At 41.0% G+C, this 26,145-nt stretch carries 19 protein-coding genes; all 19 read right to left on the reverse strand.

Going from position 1 to position 26,145, the window contains the following annotated elements; translation table 11 throughout:
- Nucleotides 1-36: 36 nt before the first annotated feature.
- A complete protein-coding gene (locus IM792_RS12925; RefSeq protein ID WP_194102292.1) occupies nt 37-1,029 on the reverse strand; it encodes a Gfo/Idh/MocA family oxidoreductase in 993 nt (330 codons plus the stop codon).
- Between the two features lie 159 nt (nt 1,030-1,188).
- Nucleotides 1,189-2,109, reverse strand: a complete 921-nt coding sequence (locus IM792_RS12930; RefSeq protein ID WP_194102293.1) for a phosphoglycerate dehydrogenase — start codon at nt 2,107-2,109, stop codon at nt 1,189-1,191.
- A 406-nt stretch (nt 2,110-2,515) separates the two neighbouring features.
- Nucleotides 2,516-3,382, reverse strand: a complete 867-nt coding sequence (locus IM792_RS12935; protein WP_194102294.1) for a glycosyltransferase family 2 protein — start codon at nt 3,380-3,382, stop codon at nt 2,516-2,518.
- A gap of 31 nt (nt 3,383-3,413) precedes the next feature.
- A complete protein-coding gene (locus tag IM792_RS12940) occupies nt 3,414-4,604 on the reverse strand; it encodes a hypothetical protein (protein ID WP_194102295.1) in 1,191 nt (396 codons plus the stop codon).
- Nucleotides 4,605-4,685: 81 nt separating this feature from the next.
- A complete protein-coding gene (locus IM792_RS12945; protein ID WP_194102296.1) occupies nt 4,686-5,588 on the reverse strand; it encodes a glycosyltransferase family 2 protein in 903 nt (300 codons plus the stop codon).
- A gap of 3 nt (nt 5,589-5,591) precedes the next feature.
- Nucleotides 5,592-6,491, reverse strand: a complete 900-nt coding sequence (locus IM792_RS12950; protein ID WP_194102297.1) for a glycosyltransferase — start codon at nt 6,489-6,491, stop codon at nt 5,592-5,594.
- Between the two features lie 3 nt (nt 6,492-6,494).
- On the reverse strand, nt 6,495-7,421 hold the full coding sequence (locus tag IM792_RS12955; protein WP_194102298.1) for a glycosyltransferase family 2 protein: 927 nt from the start codon (nt 7,419-7,421) through the stop codon (nt 6,495-6,497).
- The gene (locus IM792_RS12960; protein WP_194102299.1) at nt 7,414-8,544 is read right to left on the reverse strand and encodes a glycoside hydrolase family 99-like domain-containing protein; all 1,131 of its coding nucleotides are present in this window, start codon (nt 8,542-8,544) and stop codon (nt 7,414-7,416) included. Before IM792_RS12960 ends, IM792_RS12955 begins: the two co-directional genes overlap by 8 nt.
- Before the next feature lie 14 nt (nt 8,545-8,558).
- Nucleotides 8,559-9,935: a hypothetical protein gene (locus tag IM792_RS12965; protein WP_194102300.1), complete on the reverse strand. Its 1,377-nt coding sequence runs from the start codon at nt 9,933-9,935 to the stop codon at nt 8,559-8,561.
- A gap of 39 nt (nt 9,936-9,974) precedes the next feature.
- Nucleotides 9,975-11,090 (reverse strand): polysaccharide pyruvyl transferase family protein, encoded by a 1,116-nt coding sequence (locus IM792_RS12970; protein ID WP_194102301.1) that lies wholly within the window; start codon nt 11,088-11,090, stop codon nt 9,975-9,977.
- 22 nt (nt 11,091-11,112) lie between these two features.
- Entirely contained in the window at nt 11,113-12,324 is a 1,212-nt protein-coding gene (locus IM792_RS12975) for an acylneuraminate cytidylyltransferase (RefSeq protein ID WP_194102302.1), read from the reverse strand.
- Between the two features lie 12 nt (nt 12,325-12,336).
- Nucleotides 12,337-13,161 carry an N-acetylneuraminate synthase family protein gene (locus IM792_RS12980; RefSeq protein WP_228085072.1) on the reverse strand — a complete coding sequence of 275 codons (825 nt, stop codon included), beginning with the start codon at nt 13,159-13,161 and terminating at the stop codon, nt 12,337-12,339.
- A gap of 96 nt (nt 13,162-13,257) precedes the next feature.
- Nucleotides 13,258-15,051: an ABC transporter ATP-binding protein gene (locus IM792_RS12985; protein WP_194102304.1), complete on the reverse strand. Its 1,794-nt coding sequence runs from the start codon at nt 15,049-15,051 to the stop codon at nt 13,258-13,260.
- 45 nt (nt 15,052-15,096) lie between these two features.
- Nucleotides 15,097-15,621 (reverse strand): ArsR family transcriptional regulator, encoded by a 525-nt coding sequence (locus tag IM792_RS12990; RefSeq protein WP_194102305.1) that lies wholly within the window; start codon nt 15,619-15,621, stop codon nt 15,097-15,099.
- 220 nt (nt 15,622-15,841) lie between these two features.
- Complete coding sequence (locus tag IM792_RS12995) at nt 15,842-18,238, reverse strand: tyrosine-protein kinase (RefSeq protein ID WP_194102306.1); 2,397 nt, start codon at nt 18,236-18,238, stop codon at nt 15,842-15,844.
- A 21-nt stretch (nt 18,239-18,259) separates the two neighbouring features.
- Nucleotides 18,260-18,997 (reverse strand): polysaccharide biosynthesis/export family protein, encoded by a 738-nt coding sequence (locus IM792_RS13000; protein WP_194102307.1) that lies wholly within the window; start codon nt 18,995-18,997, stop codon nt 18,260-18,262.
- Nucleotides 18,998-19,285: 288 nt separating this feature from the next.
- Complete coding sequence (locus tag IM792_RS13005; RefSeq protein ID WP_194102308.1) at nt 19,286-20,683, reverse strand: UDP-glucose 6-dehydrogenase; 1,398 nt, start codon at nt 20,681-20,683, stop codon at nt 19,286-19,288.
- Nucleotides 20,684-20,953: 270 nt separating this feature from the next.
- On the reverse strand, nt 20,954-21,697 hold the full coding sequence (locus IM792_RS13010) for a CpsB/CapC family capsule biosynthesis tyrosine phosphatase (RefSeq protein WP_194102309.1): 744 nt from the start codon (nt 21,695-21,697) through the stop codon (nt 20,954-20,956).
- 113 nt (nt 21,698-21,810) lie between these two features.
- Nucleotides 21,811-26,097 (reverse strand): DNA-directed RNA polymerase subunit beta', encoded by a 4,287-nt coding sequence (rpoC, locus tag IM792_RS13015; protein WP_194102310.1) that lies wholly within the window; start codon nt 26,095-26,097, stop codon nt 21,811-21,813.
- Between the last annotated feature and the right edge of the window lie 48 nt (nt 26,098-26,145).

Consider the following 26,145-nt stretch of genomic DNA (forward strand, 5'->3'; position numbering starts at 1 on the left):
TTAATTATAGTATTTTGTAGTGAGTGTGTACTTTGCTTAAAAATCCTTTTGCTCGTAAACTTTATCAATAATGGTCATCAGTTTCAGCGCGTCATCAGAGTTACCGTAAACTATAGGTTGGTTATTGTCGATAGCATCAAAAAAGTGATCCATCTCGTAACGCCAGCTGTTGTTGTTAACATATTTGGTAACTACCTCATCCTTCCAGGTAGCGGCAGGCGCGGTTGAACGGTTTTTAGCTACCGACAGGGTTTCTTCGCCGTATGACATGGATGAGGTGATCAAACCATTTAATACCATATAACCTTTTTCAAGGAATATCTCTAACGAGAACAAGTGCCTCCACTGCGACATGGTTGAGTGCAATGATGCTACCTTACCTGTTTTTGAATCTTTCAGGATAACGAAGGCATTATCTTCTACATCCATATGCCAGTACAGGTTTGATACTTCGGCCTTAACTACATCATAATCACCCGAAAGGAACAGGAACAGATCGAGCATGTGTATACCCTGGTCCATCAGGATACCACCACCTGAAAGTTCTTTTTTAGCACGCCACTGGTTAAAGTAATCCTTAGTAACACTTTTACCATAACGACCGCGTAACCAAAGTACTTTACCGTACTCACCACTGTCTATCAGGCGTTTCATGTGCAATACGCTATCGTGGTGGCGGTGGTTAAAGCCGTACATCAGCGTTTTGCCGCTGCGTTGCTCCACCTCTTTTATCTCCAATATATCGGCAGCGGTAAATGCAGGTGGCTTTTCGCAGAATACGTGTTTGCCGGCATTAAGCGCGCGTATGGTAAGTTCCTTATTTAAAAAATTGGGAGTACAAACAATAACCACATCCAGGTCGGGGTGATTGATGATCTCGTCGTGGCTTACATTTGGTATACCATCAACCTCGGCCCCCACATTGGGCTCTGATATGGCAAGGACAGTGCCTTTCTTGATCTCCTCAATAGCTGTACGGCGGGTTTTACCCATAACACCGTAACCTATTATACCAATTTTATAACTCATAAAGTAGTTTAGTTTAAATAGTTTTTAATTGTATTGATAATGTTTAGTTCAAATATCTCGTTGTTTTAGTACCTGAGCTGTATGCCCACCTACTGTTGTATTCGCAGGCACATCCTTAACCACTAAGCTACCCGCGCCTATGGCGTTATCGCCTAATATTTATGATAACGATGCGATCAGGTTATTAACCGCGTCGATCTCCATCAATAACTTACCTTCTTCGGCGTATGAGCCGATGTGCGGAGTAAGCACCACATTATCTAACTCCGTTAACGGACCGGTATATGGCTCCTGCACAAACACATCAATAGCTGCCGAACCTAATTTACCTATGGTTAATGCTGTGTATAGCGCATCCTCGTCAACAATACCACCGCGTGATATATTGATCAGCATGGCAGTCGGTTTAACCAGCTCTAACTGTGCCGCGCCTATAACCGGCGATTTATCGGCATTACCCGGTACGTGCAGTGTTATTATGTCGGCTGTTTTTAATACGGTATCAAAATCAGCAAGTTGCACATTATTCGCGGCGGCCCATTCAGCATCGGCATACGGATCAAAACCAATAACCGGGTTACCAATACCTCTGAATAACTGCGATACCAGCTTACCAATACGTCCTAAACCTATAACACCTATCTTTTTATCGAGGATGAGATTACCGGTCTGCTTTTTCCAAACTTTGTTTTTTAATGAGGCATCGGCTTGTGGAATACGGCGCAGTAACGATAAGGTCATGCCCAGGGTAAGCTCGGCCACCGCACGGGTTGGGCCATCGGGTGTATTTTTAACAATGATGCCTTTTTTGGCGGCATATTCCAGATCAACACTATCCATGCCGATACCTACCCGGCTGATTACTTTCAGATCAGGCAGATTATCCATAACCCTGGCGGTAAGCGGTTCAACACCGGCAACTATCCCCACGCAATCCTTAGCTAATTCAATTACTTCATCCTCGGTAAGCTTACGCCCGTATGGATTATTTATAACGGCGTATCCGTTTTGTTCAAGTAAACTGAAGGGTTCGTTGCCAACCTGGCCAAAAGATGATGGAGATGTTAATACCTTTTTCATATTATATTTTTACAATGTTATACGGCACTTAGTATACCATAAAATCGAGTACACGAATTACACAAATTTATTTCTCACAATTGCGCAAATATTACACGTTACACAAACTCACAGTTATTACTTTTTAACGCATGAGCATTGAACCAATAAACTTAGATTTTTAAAGAGTTGACAAATTTTTGGAAAATTTGTCAACGAATCGAGGTTTAATTTTTCAAATTGAGCATAAAAATATCACTTTTTTTAAAGATTTTATAAATTATTTGAAATAAAAGTAAAAATTAAATAAAAAGCAAACACTGCGATAATATTCGAAAAAGGAATACAGCCAAACAAGTACAATGTTTTAACATTGAGTAAAAAATGTGAAATGTTTATACAGTGGATTTTTGAGAATAATTGACTTCTAACTCAATCGAAACTTGCGTAAAAACTTACGTGAATGAGCCAGCAAACTACATGTAAAGAATGTTAGGAACTGGATAGGATTATCAGCGACTATTTTAGTGTAATAGTAACGGTATTTGATATATGTTGATGACCTGAAATCCCAAAAGAAGGGCTTGATATCCTTAAATGTATACTTGGTTTTGATATCAATGCCATGTGTTTTATCAGGCATATCATATATCAGCGGTTTGAATGATACGATCAGTTTAAAACCTGCCTTTTTTGCACGCAATGGCAACTCAGTATCGCCACGATGTTTAAAATGCTTGGCATCAAATATACCTATTTGCTTAAATACTTTAACAGGGATCAAAATACCACGACCAATTAGATCGAAAGGATAGATAGGCTCATCAGGGTTGATCTCACTTATCTTTTTACCTTTGTGGATAAAGGTATTATAGGCAAACCACTTATGAGTATACTTACCGGCATAAGTTATAGTTTCCTTATCCCGATAATCTACAGCGGCTGAACCTACCAATGAATCAGGATTTTCTACGCCTACTGATATTAGTTTTTCCAACCAATCATCAGCAATAATAACATCATCATTTTGCAGTACTATGTAATCGAACTCTGAATGATTATCAAGCACGTGCTGTATACCCAAATTTACCGCGCCTGTCCACCACAAATTACCATCACCTTTCAGTTCAGTAACTTCTGGGTGTTGAGCAAGCAGTTGTGAAGTATTATCAGTTGAACCATCATTAACAACTACCAACAGGTCGGGTTTACGGGTCTGCTTACTCATGGCCTCAACAAACTCAATAAGCAATTTGCTGCGATTAAATGTGGGGACTACTAATGCTACTTTCATAAATATGTTTGATAATTTTTTTAGGTTATAATCAATGCGCCATACTTAACTGGGGCTTTTTTATATGCACCACATTTTTCTGTTTAGTAAGGATGTATAGAAACGCTATACTTATAAAAAAAGGCAATGAATAGTAAACTTCTGAAAAGCTGATCAACATGTACACTAAGTAAATTAGCATAATTCTTTTTTTCAAATAAACTTTACCTAATTGTTTAAAGGAATATAATATCAAAAATGAATAATATGCAAAATATATTATCCCCATACTTGCAAGGCAAGTAGTTACTCCATTGGTTGCTATACCCTCTGTAATAGCCTTACCATAATCAGTATTACTATTTCGCCCATATCCAATAATTGGCCTCTCAAAAAAGTAAGACAAATCGCGAACTGCAGCACCAAACCTTGATTTATCGTCTTCTCGCTTAGATTCATAAGCAATTTTATTACTCAAGAACTCTAATCCAAAAAAAGAGAAATAGATCATGATGATAAACATTGGCACAATAACAACACGATATTTAATAAATTCTTTATGAAGTAATATTGGTAAACATGCAAAAAAGGCAATATATCCGGTAGTACTAAACGTTGTTATTATTGCTATTACAAAAACTGCACCTTTTCGATTTTTAATCGTCCCTTCATTTAGATATAGAAAAAAAAGTGCGAATATCAAGAATCCAATAAAAGCGCCCGGCTCCCAAAACGGCCCGCAATTACGTATCATGGCTCGTTCTTCGTGCAATTGTTTAGTGTAATAATACCCGTGAAAATTATAAATTATAACATGGAAATTTTGTGGGTTTTCTGTATCGGGTTTAAAGATAAAACTGCCGAATGGTGCCGAAATTGTTTGAAATAATGCTTCAGAGTTAGGTACAATAGCCATTGCGGCAAAAAAGAACAAGCTTACACGAGCGAAGAAATACAGTATCTTTACATATGTTTTAATAAATATCGCCTTGGTAGTTTTTATAGCCAGATAAGCCCACAGCATCCTTATTGCAAAACCAAAATACGTTGGCCAATAGAGCTGCCCATCATATAATCCCTGAAATATTTGAATAACTATAGCTGCCGCAATAAACGCCAAAGCCTTACCATCAAGCTTACGATCAGTATAAAGCAGAAAACTTACTACTGATATCATAAAGCCAACAAGCACCCATGGCAATTGCCACATAAAAAAGGGTATGCCTGATACTGCTATCAGCAAAAAAACAGAAATTGAGTTAAGTACCCGCTTTAATATCATCCTTTATATCTCTATTCGCTCCCGTTATTGTAATAAATCAGGTTATGTTGCTTGTTTACGTAAAAACGATGGCGATACTATGCCTACCATCACCTTTATAAATCTTTTTATTGAATCGGCATTTGCTATTGCAGGGTTAAAAAGCCTGAATGAATAGGTAAATGCCTTTGATCGCTTATTGGTTAATACCAGATCGCAAGCATAAAAGTAGTAAGTTCTGCGAAGAAATTTCTTTTCAAACTCACTTATATCAACTTTACCTTTCCATTTTGCGACTATCTGGCTTAAACCTTTCAATCGTTTTTCAATTGATTTTGAGGTACGCAAACCATAGTGCTGTCTGAATTTCACTAACGATTGAGGCACATGCGCAAAGCTTGATAGCTCAGCTATACGGAACCACATATCCCAATCCTGAAACGAAACCAAATCTTCGTCAAACAAGCCACACGCTTTAATTGCTGATGCCGTAACACTTACCGAGGTTGACGTTATGGGGCAAAAATCCCCCTTGCGCATAGCCTCCTTTAAATTTTGAGGCAACGGACGCTTGGCTTCTTTTTCATTGGCTTTTTCACTATCAAAAAATATGATGCAATCTGAATATACCAAGCCTATGGCCGTATCGACTGCATGAGCTTTGGCATGAGCCTCTAACTTATTGGGCAGCCACAGATCGTCATCATCCAAAAAAGCGATCAATTCGCCCGTTGCCTGTTTTATACCATTATTACGGGCGGCATTTCCGCCTAACGATTTGGGGTGATGTATTACTGTAACCTTTTCAAAACCTGCTACTATCTCATTAACAATATCTTCATCCGGCTTATAGTCATTCACCACAATTACTTCGTAATCGGTGTAGGTTTGCGCAGCAACACTGTTTAGCGCTTCCCTTAAAAAGTCAGGTCGGTTATATGTTGGTATAATTACGGAGAACTTCATTATTTACGATCTGCTGGCTTTTTTTCCTGTTAGTACTTTATAACGTTCGGACGACCGTACTGCTTTCAAATAATATCGCACATAAAACACATCCCATTTTTGGCGTAACGATAATTTTTTGCCTTTCCTGAATATGTATCTGATATCTCCACCTGTAGGGCGAACCTCTTTAATGAACTGAATGATATATCCCAGCTTACTGGTTTTAGTATCAGTAAGAAAACCCGCTTGTCCGCCACCCACACGACGTGCCTTATCGGCAATTTCTTTCAGATCGTGTCTGGCAGGGTGTTTTATAATGAGTTCAGGCACATAATCAATACCGAAACCGGCTTTCAAAGCCCTCACTCCCCACTCATAATCTCCGCCCGAAAGCAGTTCATCATTAAAATCACCTATGCTATCAAATATATCGCGACGGGAGAACATGTTAGCCGTAATACTGGTACCCTCAACCTTAACATATTGTTCCTGGTTGAATGCGAAAACACTCTCGTAAAGTTCGGCCGCTGTAAGTTTTGCCGATTGGTAAAACAACTCCACCCTGCCACCTATACGGTAACATTGCTGGTGGGTAATAAAATATTCTACTGCTGTGCTTATCCAGTTAACATAAGGAATACAATCAGAATCTGTAAAACCTAAAATCTCACCCTTCGCTATCTTTAATGCAGCATTGCGTGCCGCATACGATCCTGATTTACCTTCGCTGATCACTGTACAATTCGTAGGTAAGGTGTAGCCATCCGGTACATTATCGTTAGGATCATTATTAGCTACTATTATCTCGAATCTATCAGCCGGATATGTTTGATCGGCTAACGCTCCCAAACACAAAGCCAGCCTATCCCAATCCTTAAAGGTGGGGATAATGATGGTTACGTAAGGGGTAGATGTTAGCATGGGTTAGTTGGCTTGCAGGTATTTCTTTTTGTTGTTTTGGCGACTTTGTATGATCTCAGCCTTTTTACTTTTCAGAAATTTATATAGCTCCGAATGGTAGGCGTACTCTTTGCTTTTACCTTTTAATTTTGTTTTTATTAAATTATAAAGATGCCTTGATACCAGCTTGCTGTAAGCCTTTTCAAAGGTATCATCATTTATGTCAGCCAGTTTTACCAGATATATGCGTATCCTTTCCTTCACTCCCAAAAAAGCTTCGGTAACGCCTTTACGCTCCTCCCTGTCATGCACCACGGTCAAGCCCGGGCAAACGCCTATTCTTAACTTATGAAATAACAAACGCTGGCAGTAGTTACGATCCTCTCCGTAATGAAAAAATACCTTATCAAACAACCCAACCGTTTGTAAACATTCCTTTGATATCAGCCACGCCGCGGCATTTACAAAATCGCATTCGTAAACATCACGTAGTTTATTGAAATACAGATCAGAGTACAGATCAGGACAGTGACGAGGCACTATATAGCTCGAAAAATTATGATCAATAGCCGTATGCGATGCATTTACATGCACAGGGCTCAATATGCCATAGCCAGTATTTTGCTGATGTATAGTTATTAAGTTTTCTATTGTATCCGCCTCAACCCAAGCATCCTGATTTAATAACAAAACATAATCAGCATCCCTATCCAGCGCGGCCAGCATTCCTTTATTATTGGCTTGGCCAAAGCCTAAATTGTCAGGCGATAGGTTTAGCTCAACCTGTGGATACTCCTGCTGAATTATGCTAACTGTATTGTCAGTTGAACCATTATCAACAACATAAATATGCGGCAATAAACTACTGTTCACTAATGATGACAAGCATTTTCGAATCCATTGCTCACCATTGTAAGTTACAATTACGCAATATACTGTTGCCTTAGTCATTACTTAAAACTTCCTTTGTTGCTTCTAAATAACCACGTCCCCATTTACGGCATGGCTCAAGGTGATTACCCTCGGCCCATTCATTCCACGCGTTTATGAATACCAGGTTCTCGTCTTTACTGTAAGGCTTAAACCTATCCAGTATCTTTTTAAACCAGTATTTATATATTGATGGCGATGAATTATGAAAAACGATATAATTTTTTTGCTTACGTGCCGAATTATCCCACATGGGGGTAATACCCGGAAATATCTTATAATCTTTTTTTGGTTGACCTAAGCTATATTCAACGTACTCTTTATAATCGATCACTGTTCCGTAATCATGGGCATTCCGAACCAAATGCGATAGCTTAGGAAACTCCTTTACTAACTTCATTCGCACTCGTCTTCTGAATTTTGCTAATGAGGTTTCCTTTTTCAACAAGGTTTCAAAGGTACGGCGGGCCTTACCCATAGGCTGAAACTCGACAGCCGCATCAAAACCACCATTCTTGATCAGGTCGCTCCCCTCCTCTCCAAAGCTTTCAAAACGACATATATAAAGCTCCATACCTTTTTTAGCAGCTTCTTCTCGCCATATATCGGTTGTGGTTTTCGGGTCAGGGATCATTGTTGATCGATAGATAGCTACTACCGGTTTGCCATCCACCCGTATGTAGCGCGGATCTTCAAATAGGGTTATCAGATACTGAATATGCTCCCGGTCATCCTCGGGCGAATAATCCTGCTTCAATAAAACATCCTTATCGCTACCATTCCAAACGCGTGTCCAATTTTCATTCGCCCAGCATACCATGAATGGAAAATCAGGCTCGCCTGATGCCAATATTTCTTGCAGAGGACGCTCTAATACCCTACGACCATTAAACCAATAATGATAGTAGCAAAAGCCATAAATACCATATTCCTTGGCCAGCTTAGCTTGCTCAGCCCTTGCATCAGCTAAACGTAGATCATAAAAACCCATATCAGCAGGTAAATGCGGCTGATAATGATCCTTAAAAAGTGGCTGAGCCTTTGAAACATTGGTCCATTCGGTGAAACCTTTTCCCCACCATTCATCATTTTCTTTGATGGGATGAAATTGTGGCAAGTGGATGGCAATAGTTCTAACCTTCATAATTTACGCTATTGTTATACAGCATCGGCAAGTATTTGCCTTATACTTTGTTTATACGAAAAACCCGATTCACCAAAATGACGAATCAATATTTGCTCTATTTTTTCAATCTGTTTATCTCCTGATACACTATTTACCTTTTTCAACAACCCTTCCCCATCGCTAAAAATATCATCCAAACCACCATAATCCACAAACACTTCATCTTTGAAACGGAAACAAGGCTTGTGCTTTAGCATCACGGTGAAGTAAACGGTTGTGTTGTGACATATACAAAAGTCTGAACTGTTGATCAGCATTGATATATGGGCTGAACCTTTTAGTGCTTCGGCCAAACCTGTACATTGGTCGAAACTATAATCCTCGGGCTTGTTTGATGGGTGCATCAGCACTTTATATTTAAAGCCCTTCTTATTGGCTACTTCCTCGGCAATGGCCAGCATTTTCATGTTTGACATGCGCAGCGTTTGCCCGCTAAAAAACACACTGAAACAGCCATGATCTGCCTTCACATCGTTTTCCTGCTGGTAGAACTTGTCAATGCTGTAAGTAGCATCAGATGTTCCTGACAATAAAACCTGCTGCCTCGGGTTGGCAACATTATCCTGATATACAGGCAGCACGCTTTCACCCCAGCCCAGCACGTAATCAGCTTGCGAATTAAGGTAGTTGATAACCGAGTGCGAAAACTCATTATCCTTACGCTTAAGGTAGATGGCATGTTGTAGCGTAGCCGTCTTGATGTTAAGCTTTCGGGCGGCTTGTACCATCATACTGCCACACTCCTTCATGTCAGCAAATACTATCAGCAGTTTTGCATCTACCAATAATTTATTTTGCTCAACATATGTTAAAATATCATGGTAATGCAAACACTTAGTGAGCACAAACAGGTTCTTTTTCCGGGTATCATGCTCAAAAGCATTTGAAAGCTTTACCGCACGCGCTATGTTTAACAGCAGTCTGCACTTTGACAGGAACGATGCTACGTTGAACTGTTTCGCTCCTTTACCGAATTTATTTACTGTGTAAACTTTAACACGATAATCACTCAACTGATCAAGCACAAAGCGACATTGCCTTTTATAATCATCCCTGCCATCGTCCTCCATTAAAAAGTGTATGGTTTGGGTATTCTGTGCATCAGCATTAATCAGCTCGTTATCAAAGTGATTTTTAGTTTGTTTGAATAATAAAGCGATCAAAAAATCCTTTATACCGTGTTTCAGATATTTACTACGTAAATGGCTTACAGATTTTTCATCGTAATGATAAAGTCCGGCAAGCTCATTAGCCATTATGTTACCATAATTGTAACCATGCAAAGTAACCTTAAGCCACTGTCGCCAGTTGCTCAAAAACTTTTGCTTATATGGTTTGCCAATTATCATAAATCAAATTATGGGCTGTATATATCGGTCCTGATCAGCTCAGGCTTTCATTTTCTGTTTATAAGCAGCAATGGTTTGCTGTTTCATTTGCTGCAAGTTTGGCGATGTTGTTTTCTCTGCCAGATTTTGCTGCATTTTGGTAATAAGTTCTTCGTAAAAAGGTTTGTCGACCGTAACGGCGTTATCACTCAAACCCATGCTTTGGTACAAGCCAGAAACACGGTCGAGCGCGCCTAAACCTATACTGGGTATATCCATAGCTATACTGCAAACATTTGCATGGAAACGCATACCTAACACCAATTCGCTATTGCGGTAAGCCGAAAATATTTGGTTACAGCCGGCATTACCTTGTGCATATGGGGTAATAGCTATACGTGTACGTATATAAAAATCATTAACACCCTTCAGCAAATTATCAATGGCCTTGTAATCACTATATATGTGCGGAGCGAAAACTATATCGTAATCGGTTTCGGCAATTATGTAGTTGATAACCTTACCCATTTCAGTAATATAACCTTCTTCACTTACCTCGCCAATGTTACGGTTCTTCATGTGCACCTGGTCTGATGTGGTATTGATCAGGATGTATTTTTTAGGTGTTGGCTTGTAGAATGATCCATCGTTCTCGTAAAAGAAGCCATGATCAAGCACTTCTGGTATGGCATCATGATATTTTTGGCCTATTATATCACGCAATACCTGTTTTGACCCATCGTTTCTAACCGCTAAAAAGTTCTTTTCGGCACTTAAAAACGCATCTAAGAATGCGCGGTATTTATCAATATTCCCTTCGGGGATATCGTTACGCGGGTTTGAGCCAATGCTCGAAATTATTATGGGCGACTTGATCAGGTCAAGTACCTCGGGCGACAAAGCTATGGTTGTACCCGTAACGCTGCCTTTAATGTCAAAGTCCAGAAAACCACCGCCACCAATAAACAGGTAATCGTATTTGTTGGCTAAGGCTGCCAAATCGGCATCAAAGCGCTGCTTATCGGGCAGACTGTAATTATTGTAAAACTTGCGTATCTCTAGCTGATCAACAGCTACATCCCCATCCACAACCTGCGCAAGTATATTATCAAAGCCTATGTGGCTCGCGTTATCGCCAATATTGCCATCAAAGGATGCTATGTGTAATATTTTCATTAGGGTAGATGTTATTATCAGATCAGGATGACCATTTATCCTGAGTTAATTTTTCGGCCATTGGTTTGGCGCAATAACCATTGTCAAACAACCATTCAACATACTCGCGTACCGCGCCATCGCCACCGCGTGTTTCAAGGTGTAAAATACCGGGTATCGCCTTAACCTTACGTGTAGCATTAGCCGGGCAGGCTTTTATTCCGGCTGCCGATAGCAGATCGACACAGTTAATGTCATCGCCAATATAGGCCAGCTCCTGTAACGATATATTTTCGGCCTTACATATCTCACGGGCTATTTCCAGCTTTGAGCCGAAGCCCTTACCCTGATGGATATGATCGAGCTTAAGCTTGCTCGCCCTACGGGCTACCATCTGTGTATTTTCGGTAGTGATGATGGCTGTTTTTATACCCGCCTCGCGCAATAGCTGGAATGCCATACCATCGTGCGTGTTGAATTTCTTGATCTCATCGCCGCTTTCGGTATAATACATACCGGCATCGGTCATTACGCCATCAACGTCAGATATAAATAGCTTTATCGGCGTTACCTGTTGCTCATCGCTTGTGCCAATGTATTTTTGGAAGAGTTTTTCCATGATCATCCAATCATCCGGCTCATCAATCTCAAAAGCTGTGAACTCCGGCATCTCATACACCGTTATTTTACCTGATAAGCGATTTTGATCGGCCAGCACATTACCAACGGTTGATATGTAAAAGGCGCCATTTTCCATCAAGTCACCTTTAAAATCCTGCCTGCGTGGGCGGGCTTTATAGTCGTAATTGGTGGGTTTGCCGTCCTCTGTCCAAAAAAACCGTTTATAACGCACACAGGTTAATAAGGAGTCGGCATTCTCGTCAGCAAGTTGCTTAAAGGCGTCGTCAATATCCTGGCGGGTTATAAACGGATTGGTAGCCTGCACCAACACAAAATGCTCATGGGCAGGCAGCGATGTTTTATTTAAATATTCGAGCATAACCGCCTCTGTTGATGAGGTGTCAGCAGCATTTGCCGCGTCGCGGTCATATACTTCAAGCTTTGAAAAACCGAAGCTCTGTACAGTTTGCCTTATATCGTCAGAGTCTGTCGCGATAATGATACTATCAATGGCATCACTCTCCTGCAAAGCTTTTGCAGCCCAGTAAACCAATGGCTTACCACAAAACAATTTGATGTTTTTTAAAGGGATAGATTTACTCCCCCCTCTGACAGGTATAAAGGCAACAGACATATTTTTGGCAGATTAGGCTTTACGATATTTCAGTTTATCACGTTGTACACGCTCAATATCAAGTATCTCAGTATTTTTGAACTGCAGCGCGTCATGTGCGTTGTGCAAGTCGCGAACCAGTTTTTGCATACCTGACACCTCTAATGAAGCGGCATGATCAGTACCTTTCCAGGTGCGGTTCTTGGTAAAGTGTCTTTCGATCCAGTGCGCGCCCAAGGTATAAGCAGCAATATCAGCCATAATACCCAGGTGATGACCAGAGAAACCTATGGCTTTAACACGGCTTTCGTAACGATCGTACAGGTTGTTGATCTCCAGCAAGCACAGATCATTAAATGGTACCGGGTAACCTGAAGTACAGCTGTAAATAACCAAACGATCTTTAGCCTGGCCATTTTCTTCAAAGAATTTTACAGCTTCTTCAATTTCATCCTTAGTGGTCATACCGGTTGACAGGTGTATCTCACCTTTATAGCTATCGCGAAGTAGCGTAAGCATTTCGGTATGGTTGTTACAGGCCGAAGGTACTTTTATCAAAACCGGATCAAGCTCAATGATCTCGCGGGCTGAGGTAGCATCCCATACAGAGGTAGCGTAACCTAAACCTATCGACTCAGCATATTTTTTCAGTTCAGCATGCTGATCCTGAGAAAACTCTAAATACTCGCGGTGAGCACCATAGGTATCACCATATGAGTTGTATGGATTTGGATGCGGAGCGTTGTATTGCTCAGGAGTTAGTAACTCCTTGTTGGTTCTTTTTTGAAACTTACCAAAATCAGCACCACATGTTTTTGACAGGGACAGCAATTCCTTAGCTATCTCAAAATCACCCATGTGATTACAACCAATCTCAGAGATTACTTTTGGTTTTTGATAATTGAAATTGAACATCGCTTTTTATTCTTTTAAAATTTATAATTTGTTTTCAGATCAAACTTCCTGTAGCTCAACCATGCGCTTAAACCTTTCTGAGCTTTCAACCATTTCACTAAATGTGCCGGTAGCCGCCACCTTACCTTTTTCGAGCAGGTAAATGGCATCAGCATTTTTAATGGTTGATAAGCGGTGCGCTATGATCAACATGGTATAACTGCCATGCAGCTTTTCAATATTTTCCTGTATAACACGCTCAGTTTCGGTATCGAGTGCGGATGTAGCCTCGTCCAGTATCAATATCTCGGCATCCTTATAAAGCTCACGCGCTATAGATATACGCTGTTTTTGTCCGCCGGATACCAGGGTACCGCCATCGCCAAGTTCTGTCTGCTCTTTATCAGGCAGTGTATCAATAAACTTGGTAAGTGATGCCAGTTCAATAGCTTTATTGAATTTGGCAATATTTTCGGGAGTGCGCTCGGCCCAAAAAGTTACGTTGTTAAAAATGGTGTCGTTAAACACCACAGCCTCCTGCGATATGTAGCCTATCTTATCCCTAAAGCTATTTATGTTGAAATCTTTTAGCTTGCGGCCATCAACCTCAAGTGCGCCGCTATCCGGGTAAAGCAGCCCTACCAAAATATTGGCAAGCGTTGTTTTGCCCGATCCGCTTTCGCCCACAAAGGCAACCGTTTTGTTTTTAGGGATAACGATGTTCACCTCATCCAATATAGGCGTAACACCATTGTATGAGAATGAGCTGTTATTAATGGTAATATTTTGCCCGAATGTTTTGAAGCTCTCGCCTTCGCCATCTTCCTGCATCTGGCTCATTTCGGTATATAAGGTGGCTATTGAATCCATACCACCACTATTTTGCATGAAGCTTTGCCAATAGTTTTGTACCAATACCAACGCGTTAAGGGCACGATAAAACAGCAGCAAGCTTACAAATATGTTACCCAGGCTGGCGTTCAATACATTTACCTGGAAATATATCACACCGGTAACGATCAAAATTATCATGGGCTCCTTAGCGGCACCTGTAACAGCCCCGTTAAAGCCCATACGTTTGTTATGCTCTTCGGATTCGGTGATCACGTTCTTGATATGATCAGAGAATATATGGAAGTAGTTGGTTGACTTAAGGTACTTGAAGTAATGTATCGACTGGTTGATCAGCTTATTAAAAAAGTTACCCTTTGCCGATACGCTTAACGAGGCACTTTTGGTTGACTTATAAATACGACGATAGATCAAGTTTGATGCCATCGCGCCTACCGATACTATAAGTGCGAATTGCGGATTGGCTAAAAATGCCAGTGCCACATAGGTAAGCAACATTACCATGGCCTGTATAGCGTTCGAATAAAACTTTACCGTTTGATTAAGCCTGCTCACCTCAACAGTCAGCGTGTTTTGTATACGGCCGGTATCAAGCTTTAAAAAGCCGCGGTAGTTCATGTTCTGTAGCTTGGCCAGCATCTCAAAACGTATGCGGCGCATAAACAGGTGCCATAAGTTTACCTGCGAATTCATCTGGATAAACTTCATCGCTCCCTTAAACACAAATACAATAATCAGCACTACCAGTACACTGTTCAGGTTCACCTCAAAGCCCAAAACAGTTATAGCATCTGTTAAAAAGCTAAGTTTACCCATTGACTCTTGTGAAGCCGTATCACTACCACCCACCGATGTTAATAGGGGCATGAACATGGCCAAGCCCATACCATCTAAAAAGCTAACCAATATACCTAATGAGGTTATGTAAATAAGCTTATTACCCAATACATTGTAGTAGAATTTAAAATAGCCTATAAAATTATTTTTGAAATCTAATCTCATTTGTAAGGGTATGTGATGTTTAAAAGCTATTCAAATATTTTGTGTTTACTTTTCCCAGATCAACAAGGCCTGGTTACTGGTAATATATACTTTCGCCTCCTCCTCGGTCATGATAAGCAGCCTGATCTTTCGTTTTATAACCTTTTCAGCCTTCTCAACCAAATTGGCTACGTAAGCTCGGTTTAAAGCTCCTCCAACTAATAGCAAGTCGATAACCTGACTATCGCTGCCACGGGCAAAATCACCGGTAATGTAGGCCGAATGCAGATCACCTATTTTGCGTAAAACCTTTTCAATGATTTCGTCGATGCCAACAAACTTGAACAGGATGTTGTTAAGCTCACCAAAAAACGGGTGAGTGCGATTTGCCTGGTAAAGCTTTTTGTTACCTGCTGCTGATGACACCAGTAAACCGGCATCCTCAAAACGGTTTAACTCTAGGCGTATGGCATTACTCGATTCGCCAAACTCCGATTCAAGGCTGCGTAAATAAGCCTTGGTATCGCTGTTCAGAAAAAACTTCAACAGCAGTTTGATACGGGTTTTTGATGTTATAAGCGTTTCGAGCATATTAGTTTTTCAGGACAAGATACGCAGATGTATAATGCGCTCCAATCAATACCTTAAAACGAGTAGTATTATTACTCGTTTTTTATATTAGCACAAATTACGAGAAAAAAAATGAGTAAATGCAATAAAAAGTGTGAAATTTTTGCATTTACTCATTATAAGGTGAGTTTTATTAAGAAATTATTTAATTACTGATAACCAGCAGTTAAAACATCAGGTTTTAAAACCGACTAAAGAATTTACTTATTTTTTTACGGAACGACATATTTGTACGGCTGGCATCATCCGAGTAATAACCGTACCCATAGCCGTAACCGTACCCATAACCGTAACCATAGCCATAACCATAGCTACCTGATGATTGGATGGCATTCATTACTATACCCAGCTTTGGCAGTTTACGATCCTGATAAAGCTGATCAAGTATTTGCAGCTGGTTTTTTTGCGTATAGCCATGCCTTACTATGTATAAACTTAAATCGGCAAGGCGGCTTAGTATCAATGTATCAGTAACCAAACCAACAGGTGGCGAGTCAATAATTATTTCATCGTAGTTTTCGCGCAGGTAAGTTATCAGGTCATCCATCAATTGCTGCTCAAGTAATTCGGCCGGATTTGGTGGCACAGGCCCTGAGCTGATGATGTACAGGTTAGGATGAACATTACTTTGCTTAACAATTTCTTCTTTTGTTGCCTTACCAATCAGGTAATTACTTAAACCAAAAGAGTTATCGATACCTAAACTACTTGATATTTTAGGTTTACGTAAATCAAGCTCTAAAACAACTGTTTTACGGTTTGAGATCGCAAAAGCGGCACCCAGATTCAGCGCCACAAAGCTCTTACCCTCTCCCGACATGCTTGATGTGAACAGGGTAACATGCGAATTTTGCTTGGCGCCAAAAACAAATTGCAGGTTTGTACGGAAGGCCCTAAACTGTTCGGCAATGGCCTGCCTGCTTTTAGGCTTAACCACAATAGGCTCAAAACCATCATTAAACATAATTTGTCCCAGTATTGGCGCTTTGGTTTTATCCATTACATCCTGCTGGCTGGCTATCTTGTTGTTTAGCTGATCTTTTACGTAAACGTAGAAGGTTGATAAACCTAAACCTGCAAACAGCGCGAACGCGTAAATAACAGGTATTTTAGGTTTAATTGGCGAATCGTTTACATAGGGCTCATCAATTACACGGCTATCGGCAATTGTTGAGGCGTACGATAGTGCGGCTTCTTCCCTTTTTTGCAACAAGTAGGTTACCAGGTTATCCTTAATGGTCTGCTGGCGTTGCAGATCTATAAACTGGCGTTCCTGCTTAGGTATCTGGCGTATAGCACCCTCCATTTTACTGGTAGTTGATGAAAGATCACGCTTGGTAAGCACCATCGCGTTCTTCATCACCTGTATACTTTCGCTTATAGCACGTCTGGCCGACTCTATTTGCGCTTGCAAAGGCGGCAATAACGGGTTGCTTGCCGTACCATTGGTTAACAAACTGGTTTTCTTGGCTTCCAAATCGGTAAGGGTTGCTATCAGGCTTAACAAAACCGGATCATTTAAGCCGAGCGTTGTTGGCACACTGGTAGCCTGATCCGGATTGGCAACATATTTTTCAATACCTTGTATAACACTTAGCTGAATGTTTACCTCATTCAATTTAGCATCCACCGTTTGGATATTCCTCAACACCATATCGGCTTCTGACGATATATTGGTCAGGCCTTTGCTGCTTTTAAATTCTTCTACCCTTTTTTCAGCAATATTAAGTTCGCTTCCTAATGAATCCAGACGATCCTGAACAAACTTCAGTGTACTTTCGGTAACCAGGTTCTTATCTTCAATAGCAGCCTTGTTGTATTCAAATATCAACCGGTTCAGAACATCAGTACCGCGTTTTGGAATAACATCTTCCAGGCTAATTTGCAATACAGTAACGTTTTTACTTGGCAAGGTTATCAGTAAACTCCCTAATAAAGAATTAGCCGTTATATACGGGCGCAATATTTTTATCTTGATATCCTGACCCTTGAATGCTTTAAGATTCTCTGTATTATCTATCTTCCACGATCCAAAGAACTTGTTATAGATCTTGCCGAATTCACCTGTAAACTTTTCGCCTTCCTTATTTTGAACAACATATTTGTTGCCTCCCTGGTAGGTGAACAAAAACTCATAAGCCTTAGCATTCGGGTTAAATTCAATGGCATACATATTTATAGGCCCGTTTTTATACAGCGGCCTGTCAATAATATCCTTAGTCGAAAAGTATTCAATGTTAAGGTTAAGGTTGGTTACAACCTTTTCCATCAGCGCTTTTGATTTTAATATCTCGATCTCATTTTCAACAACCTTACTGTTCGAGAAAAGGTCGATCTCGCTTAATGCCATTTGCGCGCTTGAGCCCGACTTTGAATCGTTCTTGATCAATAACGAGGTTTGCATTTGGTACACAGGCGGCGTATACCTGATATAAATAAAAGCGCCAAGCATGGCAACAAGGCCGGCCACTAAATACAACGGCCAATGATAAAGGTATCTGAATAAAATTAACTTAAAATCTACCGTTTCCTCTTCTGTACTTTGCACGTTTTGGGCGGTTATTGGTCCGTCTTGCATAATTTAGATGATGTGGCTTAATTACCTAAACCGGTAAATTAATAATGAAATTGTGGTTAACACAGTTAAAATTATCGTGGTGTTTTGATATAAGTTTTCGTTACGTTCCAAACGCTTGATATTTGGTTCAACATATACTACATCGTTATTATTCAAATAAAAATAAGGTGATTCAAATACCTTTTTTGAGCGAAGATCTAACCGTGCAAATTGCATTTCATCACCATGCTGGCGTATAACCAAAACATTTTCGCGGCGCGCGGTTACACGCAAGTCGCCTGCTAAAGCTATAGCCTCAAGTATGCTTATCTTTTCATTACTAACCGGGAAGGTTCCGGCACGTGCAACATCACCGGTAACAGATACCTTAAAGCTTAAAATACGTATGGTAACCGTTGGATTTTTAACATACTGCGATGCCAGCGTTGCTAAAGTATCTTTAATTTGAGCAGTTGTAAGCCCCAATACTTTGATCTTTCCCAGGGTTGGGAGTGTAATATCGCCGGTTTCACTAACCAGGAAACCGCCATACTGCATGGCATTGGTGTTATTATTATTATTATTATTTCCTCCGCCGCCGCTCACGCGCGACTCCGTCATGTTATCGCCAAACAGCACATTACTTTCTGTACTTAATGATGTTATCTTGATACTCAATACATCATTGGGCTGAACTATCTGCGGCTGAACCTGAGCAAGCGCTATTTTTACTTGTGCTGAATCAAGATCCTGAAAATAAGGGACATTTTTATATGACACACAGGATGAGAAACAATAGCCCATCAACATAAATGCAAACAGGAATTTGCATCTGCTAAAAATTTTATACATAAAGTTAATGTTCGGGTGCAATACTAACACTTTTTTATTATAGCGAATTTACTACATGTTAATCAGCTAAGTAAAAAAATGCTCGCAGTAAATATAAAGAGCCTGAAAACAAGCTCTTTATATTTTGTTCATTTATACGTAAAACGAATAAAAAAGTTACTCAATTTCATCTGCTAATAATGAAATTACAACTCTAATATTCATGGTAAATATCAATTATTTACCTATAGTGTAAACTTTGAAACCTATCTCGGTTAACGAGGCAGAATCAATTATACTACGGCCATCAAATACAAAGGCCGGCTTTTTCATGTTATCGAAAATACGCTTCCAGTCGTAAGCCTTAAACTCATCCCACTCGGTAAGTATGGCAATGGCGTGCGCATCTTTACAAGCTTCGTAAGGGTCGGTAAATACAGTAACCTGGGTTTTATTTTTATCAGCATCACGGCTACCCAAATAGTTCAAGTCAAAATATACTTGTGATTCCGGAACTTTTGGATCGTATACTGCGATACCAGCTTCCTCGTTCAGTAAAGCATCAGCTACATAAATAGCGGCCGACTCGCGGGTATCATTGGTATCCTTTTTAAAGGCCCAACCCAAAAAGGCGATCTTTTTGCCAGATACGGTATTGTAAAGGGTTTTAACAATATTATTGGCAAAACGGCTTTTTTGGTGATCGTTCATGATGATAACCTGCTCCCAGTAATCGGCAACTTCCTGCAAACCGTATGAGCGGGCAATGTAAACCAGGTTCAATATATCTTTTTGGAAACATGAACCACCAAAGCCAACTGATGCTTTCAGGAATTTTGAGCCTATGCGGCTATCCGTACCAATTGAACGTGCAACCTCAGTTACATCGGCACCGGTACGCTCACAAAGTTCAGACAAAGCGTTGATAGATGATACACGCTGTGCCAGAAACGCGTTAGCGGTAAGTTTGGATAACTCTGATGACCATAAGTTGGTAGTCAGGATGCGCTCGCGCGGAACCCAGTTGTTATATACCTCAACCAATGAAGCCAAAGCTGATTGACCTTCAGGAGTGGTATCACCACCGATCAATACACGGTCAGGCGCATGCAAATCCTCAACGGCTGTGCCTTCGGCCAAGAACTCAGGGTTTGAAAGTATTTGGTAATTAACGCCGTTACCGGTGTTTTGCAATATATTTTTCACAGCCTCGGCAGTACGTACCGGCAGTGTTGATTTTTCAACTACAATTTTATCATCCTTAGCAACACGGGCTATCTGGCGGGCACATAGCTCAATGTATTTAAGATCGGCAGCCATACCTTTACCGCTACCATAAGTTTTGGTAGGTGTATTTACCGATATGAAAATCATTTCGGCCTCATCAATGGCTTTATCAACTTCTGTCGAAAAAAACAGGTTACGGCCACGGGCTTCGGCTACTACTGCCGATAGACCTGGTTCATAAACCGGGATATTTTCTGTATCAGGATCATTCCAGGCGGCAATACGTGCCTCGTTCAAATCCACAACAGTAACTTTTATGTGCGGGCATTTTTGTGCTATAACAGCCATTGTCGGGCCCCCAACATATCCGGCACCGATACAGCAAATTTTAGTGATTTTCTTGTTCATATATAGATTGAAGTGATTTATAAAGCTTAAGGTATATAACTGTTTAAAAATTAATTATTATCAATTTATTAAGCAATGTAAAAAGCATGGTACGCCTTTGCTAAGATAGATAATAAATTAAATTTTATTACTGAAATATAAAAAAAACCAAAAAATATTTATTTATTACTGCGATTTATTGTCAAAATTGTAAATCTTAATTCCAAAATCTGTTTCAATAATACAACTTATTGGTTGATTTACTATCGGTGCGAAGGTTTTTGTATAACATTACACACCAAACAACTCACGGTTACGAAACTCGTAATTCTTCACCTGGTCGTAAACATCCTTCCATAACCGGGCATCCTGAAAACCTTTTAAGTGCTTATCGTGATGAAAATCGGTACCGGCAAGTGAGTATACGCCATCCTTTAGCAACCGCAGCGCAGTGTGTTTTACTTCACGGCCATAATAACCGGTAACTGATAGCAGGTTGAGTTGCAGCAGGCAGCCCATATCTTTAAAACGGTGAATTTTCTCAGGCTTACCGTGGTAAAAATTGTAGCGCTCGGGGTGGGCAAGTATTGGTTTATAGCCTTGAACATTCAGTTCAAAAACATAATTTTCGATATCAGGAGTTTCAGACAGGTATGACATTTCTATCAGTACATATTTGCCCGGCATCTCCATCAGGCCTCCCTCCTCTTTGGTTAACGGACCGAAATCACTGTCAACCATATACTCAGCCGCGGCCGATACGTTTACGCCTAACTTCTTTATCGTATCGGCAGCAAGTACTTTATTAAGCGCGGTGGTTATGGTATCACGGTTATTGGGATGCACATCCATAAAGATATGGGGCGTGCAAATGAATTTATTAAAGCCAAGGTTATGCAGCGAGGTTATGTATGATATGCTTGATTCCAGATCGGGCGATCCATCATCTATACCCGGCAGCAGATGCGAATGTATATCTGTACCTAACCAATCAAACCGCACATCAGGCAACGATTTTTTAAAAAAACTGAACATAGTATAGATTAATGAACGTAAAATGCAAGATTAGGTTTTGTAGATCGCCTAAAAATAACAAAGCCTTCCGTATAAACGGAAGGCTTTGAAAAATATTTGCGCTTTGAAGCTTTTTATGCTTCTACGTCTTCAGTTTTTGAAGCCATCAGGCGGTCAAACTCCTCCTGAGAACCTACGCGGATATTTTCGTACTCGCGTAAACCGGTACCTGAAGGGATCAGGTGACCTACAATAACGTTCTCTTTCAGGCCTAACATCTTATCGCGTTTACCTGCTATAGCAGCCTCGTTCAGTACCTTGGTAGTTTCCTGGAACGATGCAGCCGAGATGAACGACTTAGTACCTAATGATGCACGGGTGATACCTTGCAGTATCGGGCTTGAAGTTGCCGCGATGGCATCTCTAACCTCAACCAGTTTCAAGTCACGACGTTTAAGGGCCGAGTTCTCGTCGCGCAGTTTACGCATCGAGATGATCTGACCTGCTTTAAGCGTGGTTGAATCGCCCGGCTCAACAACAACTTTCTTGTCGAATATGTCGTCGTTCTCCAGCATGAAGTCCCAGCTGTCAACAGCTTCTCTCTCCAGGAAGCGGGTATCACCTGCATCCTCGATAGATACTTTCTGCATCATCTGGTGTACGATAACCTCAAAGTGTTTATCGTTGATCTTCACACCTTGTAAACGGTAAACCTCTTGTATACCATTCACCAGGTACTCTTGCACTGCCGCAGGGCCTTTAATAGCCAGGATATCGGCAGGAGAGATTGAACCGTCAGACAGTGGCATACCGGCTTTTATAAAGTCATTATCCTGTACAAGGATGTGCTTAGAAAGTGGTACCAGGTATTTTTTAACCTGACCGTCTTTTGATTCGATGCTGATTTCGCGGTTACCACGTTTAACACCACCTAAAGTTACCACACCGTCAATTTCAGTAACAACGGCCGGGTTTGATGGGTTACGAGCCTCAAATAACTCCGTTACACGTGGTAAACCACCGGTAATATCTCGGGTTTTACCTGTTGAACGAGGTATTTTAGCAATAACCTGTCCGGTTTTAAGTTTATCACCTTCGTCAACAGCAATGTGCGCGCCTACCGGGATGTTGTATCCTTTAATGATCTCGCCTTTGTTGTCAGCCACCTGGATAACCGGGTTCTTGGTTTTATCCCTGGTGTCGATGATAACTTTTTCGCGGTGACCGGTTTGCTCGTCAGACTCCTCGCGGAAGGTGATACCTTCTAATACCGCCTCAAACCTTGCAGTACCTGCAAACTCAGAGATGATAACCGCGTTATATGGATCCCATGAACAGATACGGTCGCCTTTGGTGATCTTGCTGCCATCCTTAATATACAGGTATGAACCGTATGGGATGTTGTTAGTCATGATCACTTTATTGCTGCCGGCTTCAATGATACGGAACTCGCCTGAACGGCCTAATACCACATCAACCGAACCTTCTTCTGTTTCGTACTCTACTGTACGTACGTTCTCAAATTCAATGATACCATCAAACTTAGCGTTGATCTGTGATTCAGCCGCGATGTTTGACGCGGTACCACCCACGTGGAAGGTACGAAGTGTAAGCTGTGTACCCGGCTCACCGATTGATTGCGCCGCGATAACACCCACAGCCTCGCCTTTTTGCACGCGTTTACCGCTTGCAAGGTTACGGCCATAGCAAAGGGCACATACACCACGTTTGCTTTCGCAGGTTAATACCGAACGTATTTCGATACCCTCCAGCGGAGAGTTCTCTATATTTTTACCGATCTCCTCGGTAATGTCCTGACCTGCTGATACCAAAAGTTCATTGGTAATAGGGTCGTGAACATCATGTAGTGAGGTACGGCCTAAAATACGATCGTACAATGGCTCAACAATATCCTCATTGTCTTTAAGCGCAGTAGTATAAATACCTCTTAAGGTACCGCAATCCACTTCACCTACAATCATATCCTGTGCAACGTCATGTAAACGACGGGTTAGGTAACCAGCATCCGCTGTTTTCAACGCCGTATCCGCCAAACCTTTACGGGCACCGTGGGTAGAGATAAAGTACTCTAATACCGAAAGGCCTTCTTTAAAGTTTGAAAGGATCGGGTTTTCGATGATCTCGCCACCTGAACCTGATTTTTGAGGCTTAGCCATCAAACCACGCATACCTGCAAGCTGACGGATCTGCTCTTTAGAACCACGTGCACCTGAATCAAGCATCATGTATACTGAGTTGAAGCCTTGATTGTCGGTAGACAGGATGTTCATTACATTCGCAGTTAAGCGATTGTTGATACGTGTCCAGATATCAATGATCTGGTTGTAACGCTCGTTATTGGTAATGAAACCCATGTTGTAGTTACCCATAACCTCTTCCACTTCTTTTGAAGCTTGAGCGATCAGCGTAACCTTTTCTTCAGGGATGTTGATATCTTTCAGGTTGAACGACAAGCCACCCTGGAATGCCATTTTGAAACCTAACTCCTTAATATCATCAAGGAATTGAGCCGCGCGGGCCATACCAGTATTTTTAACAACATCACCAATAATATCACGTAATGATTTTTTGGTAAGCAACTCGTTGATGTAACCTACTTCTTCAGGTACGTGCTGGTTAAACAGTACGCGGCCTACAGTAGTTTCAATCAATTTATTCACGATGCTGCCATCGCGCTCTTTAACGTTAGCTTTAACTTTAATAAAGGCGTGCAGGTCAATTTTCTTCTCGTTGTAGGCGATAATTACCTCCTCGGCAGAGTAGAAAGATAAGCCTTGACCTTTTACCACACGTGTTTCATCAGTTTTACGGCCTTTGGTTATGTAGTACAAACCAAGCACCATGTCCTGAGATGGTACGGTGATAGGCGTACCGTTTGCAGGGTTCAGGATGTTGTGTGATGCAAGCATCAATACCTGAGCCTCCAAAATAGCCGCATTACCCAGTGGTACGTGAACCGCCATCTGGTCACCGTCAAAGTCGGCGTTGAACGCGGTACAGGTTAATGGGTGCAACTGGATAGCTTTACCCTCAACCAAACGTGGCTGGAACGCCTGTATACCCAGCCTGTGCAGCGTAGGCGCACGGTTTAGTAACACAGGGTGACCTTTAAGTACGTTCTCTAATATATCCCAAACTAATGGGTCTTTACGGTCAACTATCTTTTTGGCTGATTTTACTGTTTTAACCACACCACGCTCAATCATCTTGCGAATGATGAATGGTTTAAACAGCTCGGCTGCCATATCTTTAGGTAAACCACACTCGTGTAATTTAAGGTTAGGACCTACAACAATTACCGAACGTGCAGAGTAATCGACACGTTTACCTAATAAGTTTTGACGGAAACGGCCTTGTTTACCTTTCAGAATGTCTGAAAGTGATTTAAGGGCACGGTTACCTTCAGTTTTTACAGCGTTAACTTTACGTGAGTTATCAAATAACGAATCCACAGCTTCCTGTAGCATACGTTTTTCGTTACGTAAAATTACTTCCGGTGCTTTAATCTCGATCAAACGTTTTAAACGGTTGTTACGGATGATAACACGACGGTAAAGGTCATTCAAGTCAGATGTAGCGAAACGGCCACCCTCTAACGGCACCAACGGACGTAACTCAGGCGGGATAACCGGAACGATCTTAACGATCATCCACTCAGGGTTATTCTCGATACGGTTTTTAGCATCACGGAAAGCCTCAACAACCTGTAAGCGTTTTAACGCCTCGTTTTTACGTTGTTGTGAAGTTTCGTTAGCTGCCTGGTGGCGCAGGTTGTATGAAAGTGAATCCAGATCAAGGCGTTTCAGTAATTCTTCAAGCGCCTCGGCACCCATCTTGGCCACAAATTTCTGTGGGTCCTTATCGTCAAGGTACTGGTTCTCTTTTGGTAAAGTATCTAATACATCAAGGTATTCTTCTTCAGTAAGGAAATCCATTTTCTGGATGCCATCACCTTCTTTAATACCCGGCTGTATAACTACATATCTTTCGTAGTAAATAATAAGGTCGAGCTTTTTGGTTGGTAAACCTAAAAGGTAACCTATTTTGTTTGGTAATGAACGGAAGTACCAGATGTGCGCAACCGGAACCACTAAGTTAATGTGGCCCATACGTTCACGGCGTACTTTCTTTTCAGTTACTTCAACACCACAACGGTCACACACGATGCCTTTGTAACGTATACGTTTGTATTTACCGCAATGGCACTCATAATCTTTAACCGGACCGAAGATACGTTCGCAAAACAAACCATCGCGCTCAGGCTTGTAAGTCCTGTAGTTGATGGTTTCCGGCTTCAAAACTTCACCGCTTGAACGCTCAAGTATAGACTCCGGAGAGGCCAGACTGATTGTAATGCTGGTGAAATTACTTTTGATTTTATTATCCTTTTTGTAAGACATAGTCCCCTTTGATTTTAATTATTGAAGGATTTAATTATTGAACTATTG

It is taken from the genome of Mucilaginibacter sp. JRF (assembly GCF_015223065.1).
GTDB lineage: Bacteria > Bacteroidota > Bacteroidia > Sphingobacteriales > Sphingobacteriaceae > Mucilaginibacter.

Bases quoted from the DNA above. Each gene is read 5' to 3' on its own strand.
- IM792_RS12990 (WP_194102305.1), bottom strand. From the start codon at position 15,621: ATGCTCGAAACGCTTATAACATCAAAAACCCGTATCAAACTGCTGTTG.
- rpoC (WP_194102310.1), bottom strand. From the start codon at position 26,097: ATGTCTTACAAAAAGGATAATAAAATCAAAAGTAATTTCACCAGCATT.
- IM792_RS12975 (WP_194102302.1), bottom strand. From the start codon at position 12,324: ATGTCTGTTGCCTTTATACCTGTCAGAGGGGGGAGTAAATCTATCCCT.
- IM792_RS12935 (WP_194102294.1), bottom strand. From the start codon at position 3,382: ATGAAAGTAGCATTAGTAGTCCCCACATTTAATCGCAGCAAATTGCTT.
- IM792_RS12980 (WP_228085072.1), bottom strand. From the start codon at position 13,161: ATGGGTGATTTTGAGATAGCTAAGGAATTGCTGTCCCTGTCAAAAACA.
- IM792_RS12925 (WP_194102292.1), bottom strand. From the start codon at position 1,029: ATGAGTTATAAAATTGGTATAATAGGTTACGGTGTTATGGGTAAAACC.
- IM792_RS12970 (WP_194102301.1), bottom strand. From the start codon at position 11,090: ATGAAAATATTACACATAGCATCCTTTGATGGCAATATTGGCGATAAC.
- IM792_RS12965 (WP_194102300.1), bottom strand. From the start codon at position 9,935: ATGATAATTGGCAAACCATATAAGCAAAAGTTTTTGAGCAACTGGCGA.
- IM792_RS12995 (WP_194102306.1), bottom strand. From the start codon at position 18,238: ATGCAAGACGGACCAATAACCGCCCAAAACGTGCAAAGTACAGAAGAG.
- IM792_RS12955 (WP_194102298.1), bottom strand. From the start codon at position 7,421: ATGACTAAGGCAACAGTATATTGCGTAATTGTAACTTACAATGGTGAG.
- IM792_RS12985 (WP_194102304.1), bottom strand. From the start codon at position 15,051: ATGAGATTAGATTTCAAAAATAATTTTATAGGCTATTTTAAATTCTAC.
- IM792_RS12960 (WP_194102299.1), bottom strand. From the start codon at position 8,544: ATGAAGGTTAGAACTATTGCCATCCACTTGCCACAATTTCATCCCATC.
- IM792_RS12945 (WP_194102296.1), bottom strand. From the start codon at position 5,588: ATGAAGTTCTCCGTAATTATACCAACATATAACCGACCTGACTTTTTA.
- IM792_RS13005 (WP_194102308.1), bottom strand. From the start codon at position 20,683: ATGAACAAGAAAATCACTAAAATTTGCTGTATCGGTGCCGGATATGTT.
- IM792_RS13010 (WP_194102309.1), bottom strand. From the start codon at position 21,697: ATGTTCAGTTTTTTTAAAAAATCGTTGCCTGATGTGCGGTTTGATTGG.
- IM792_RS12930 (WP_194102293.1), bottom strand. From the start codon at position 2,109: ATGAAAAAGGTATTAACATCTCCATCATCTTTTGGCCAGGTTGGCAAC.
- IM792_RS12950 (WP_194102297.1), bottom strand. From the start codon at position 6,491: ATGCTAACATCTACCCCTTACGTAACCATCATTATCCCCACCTTTAAG.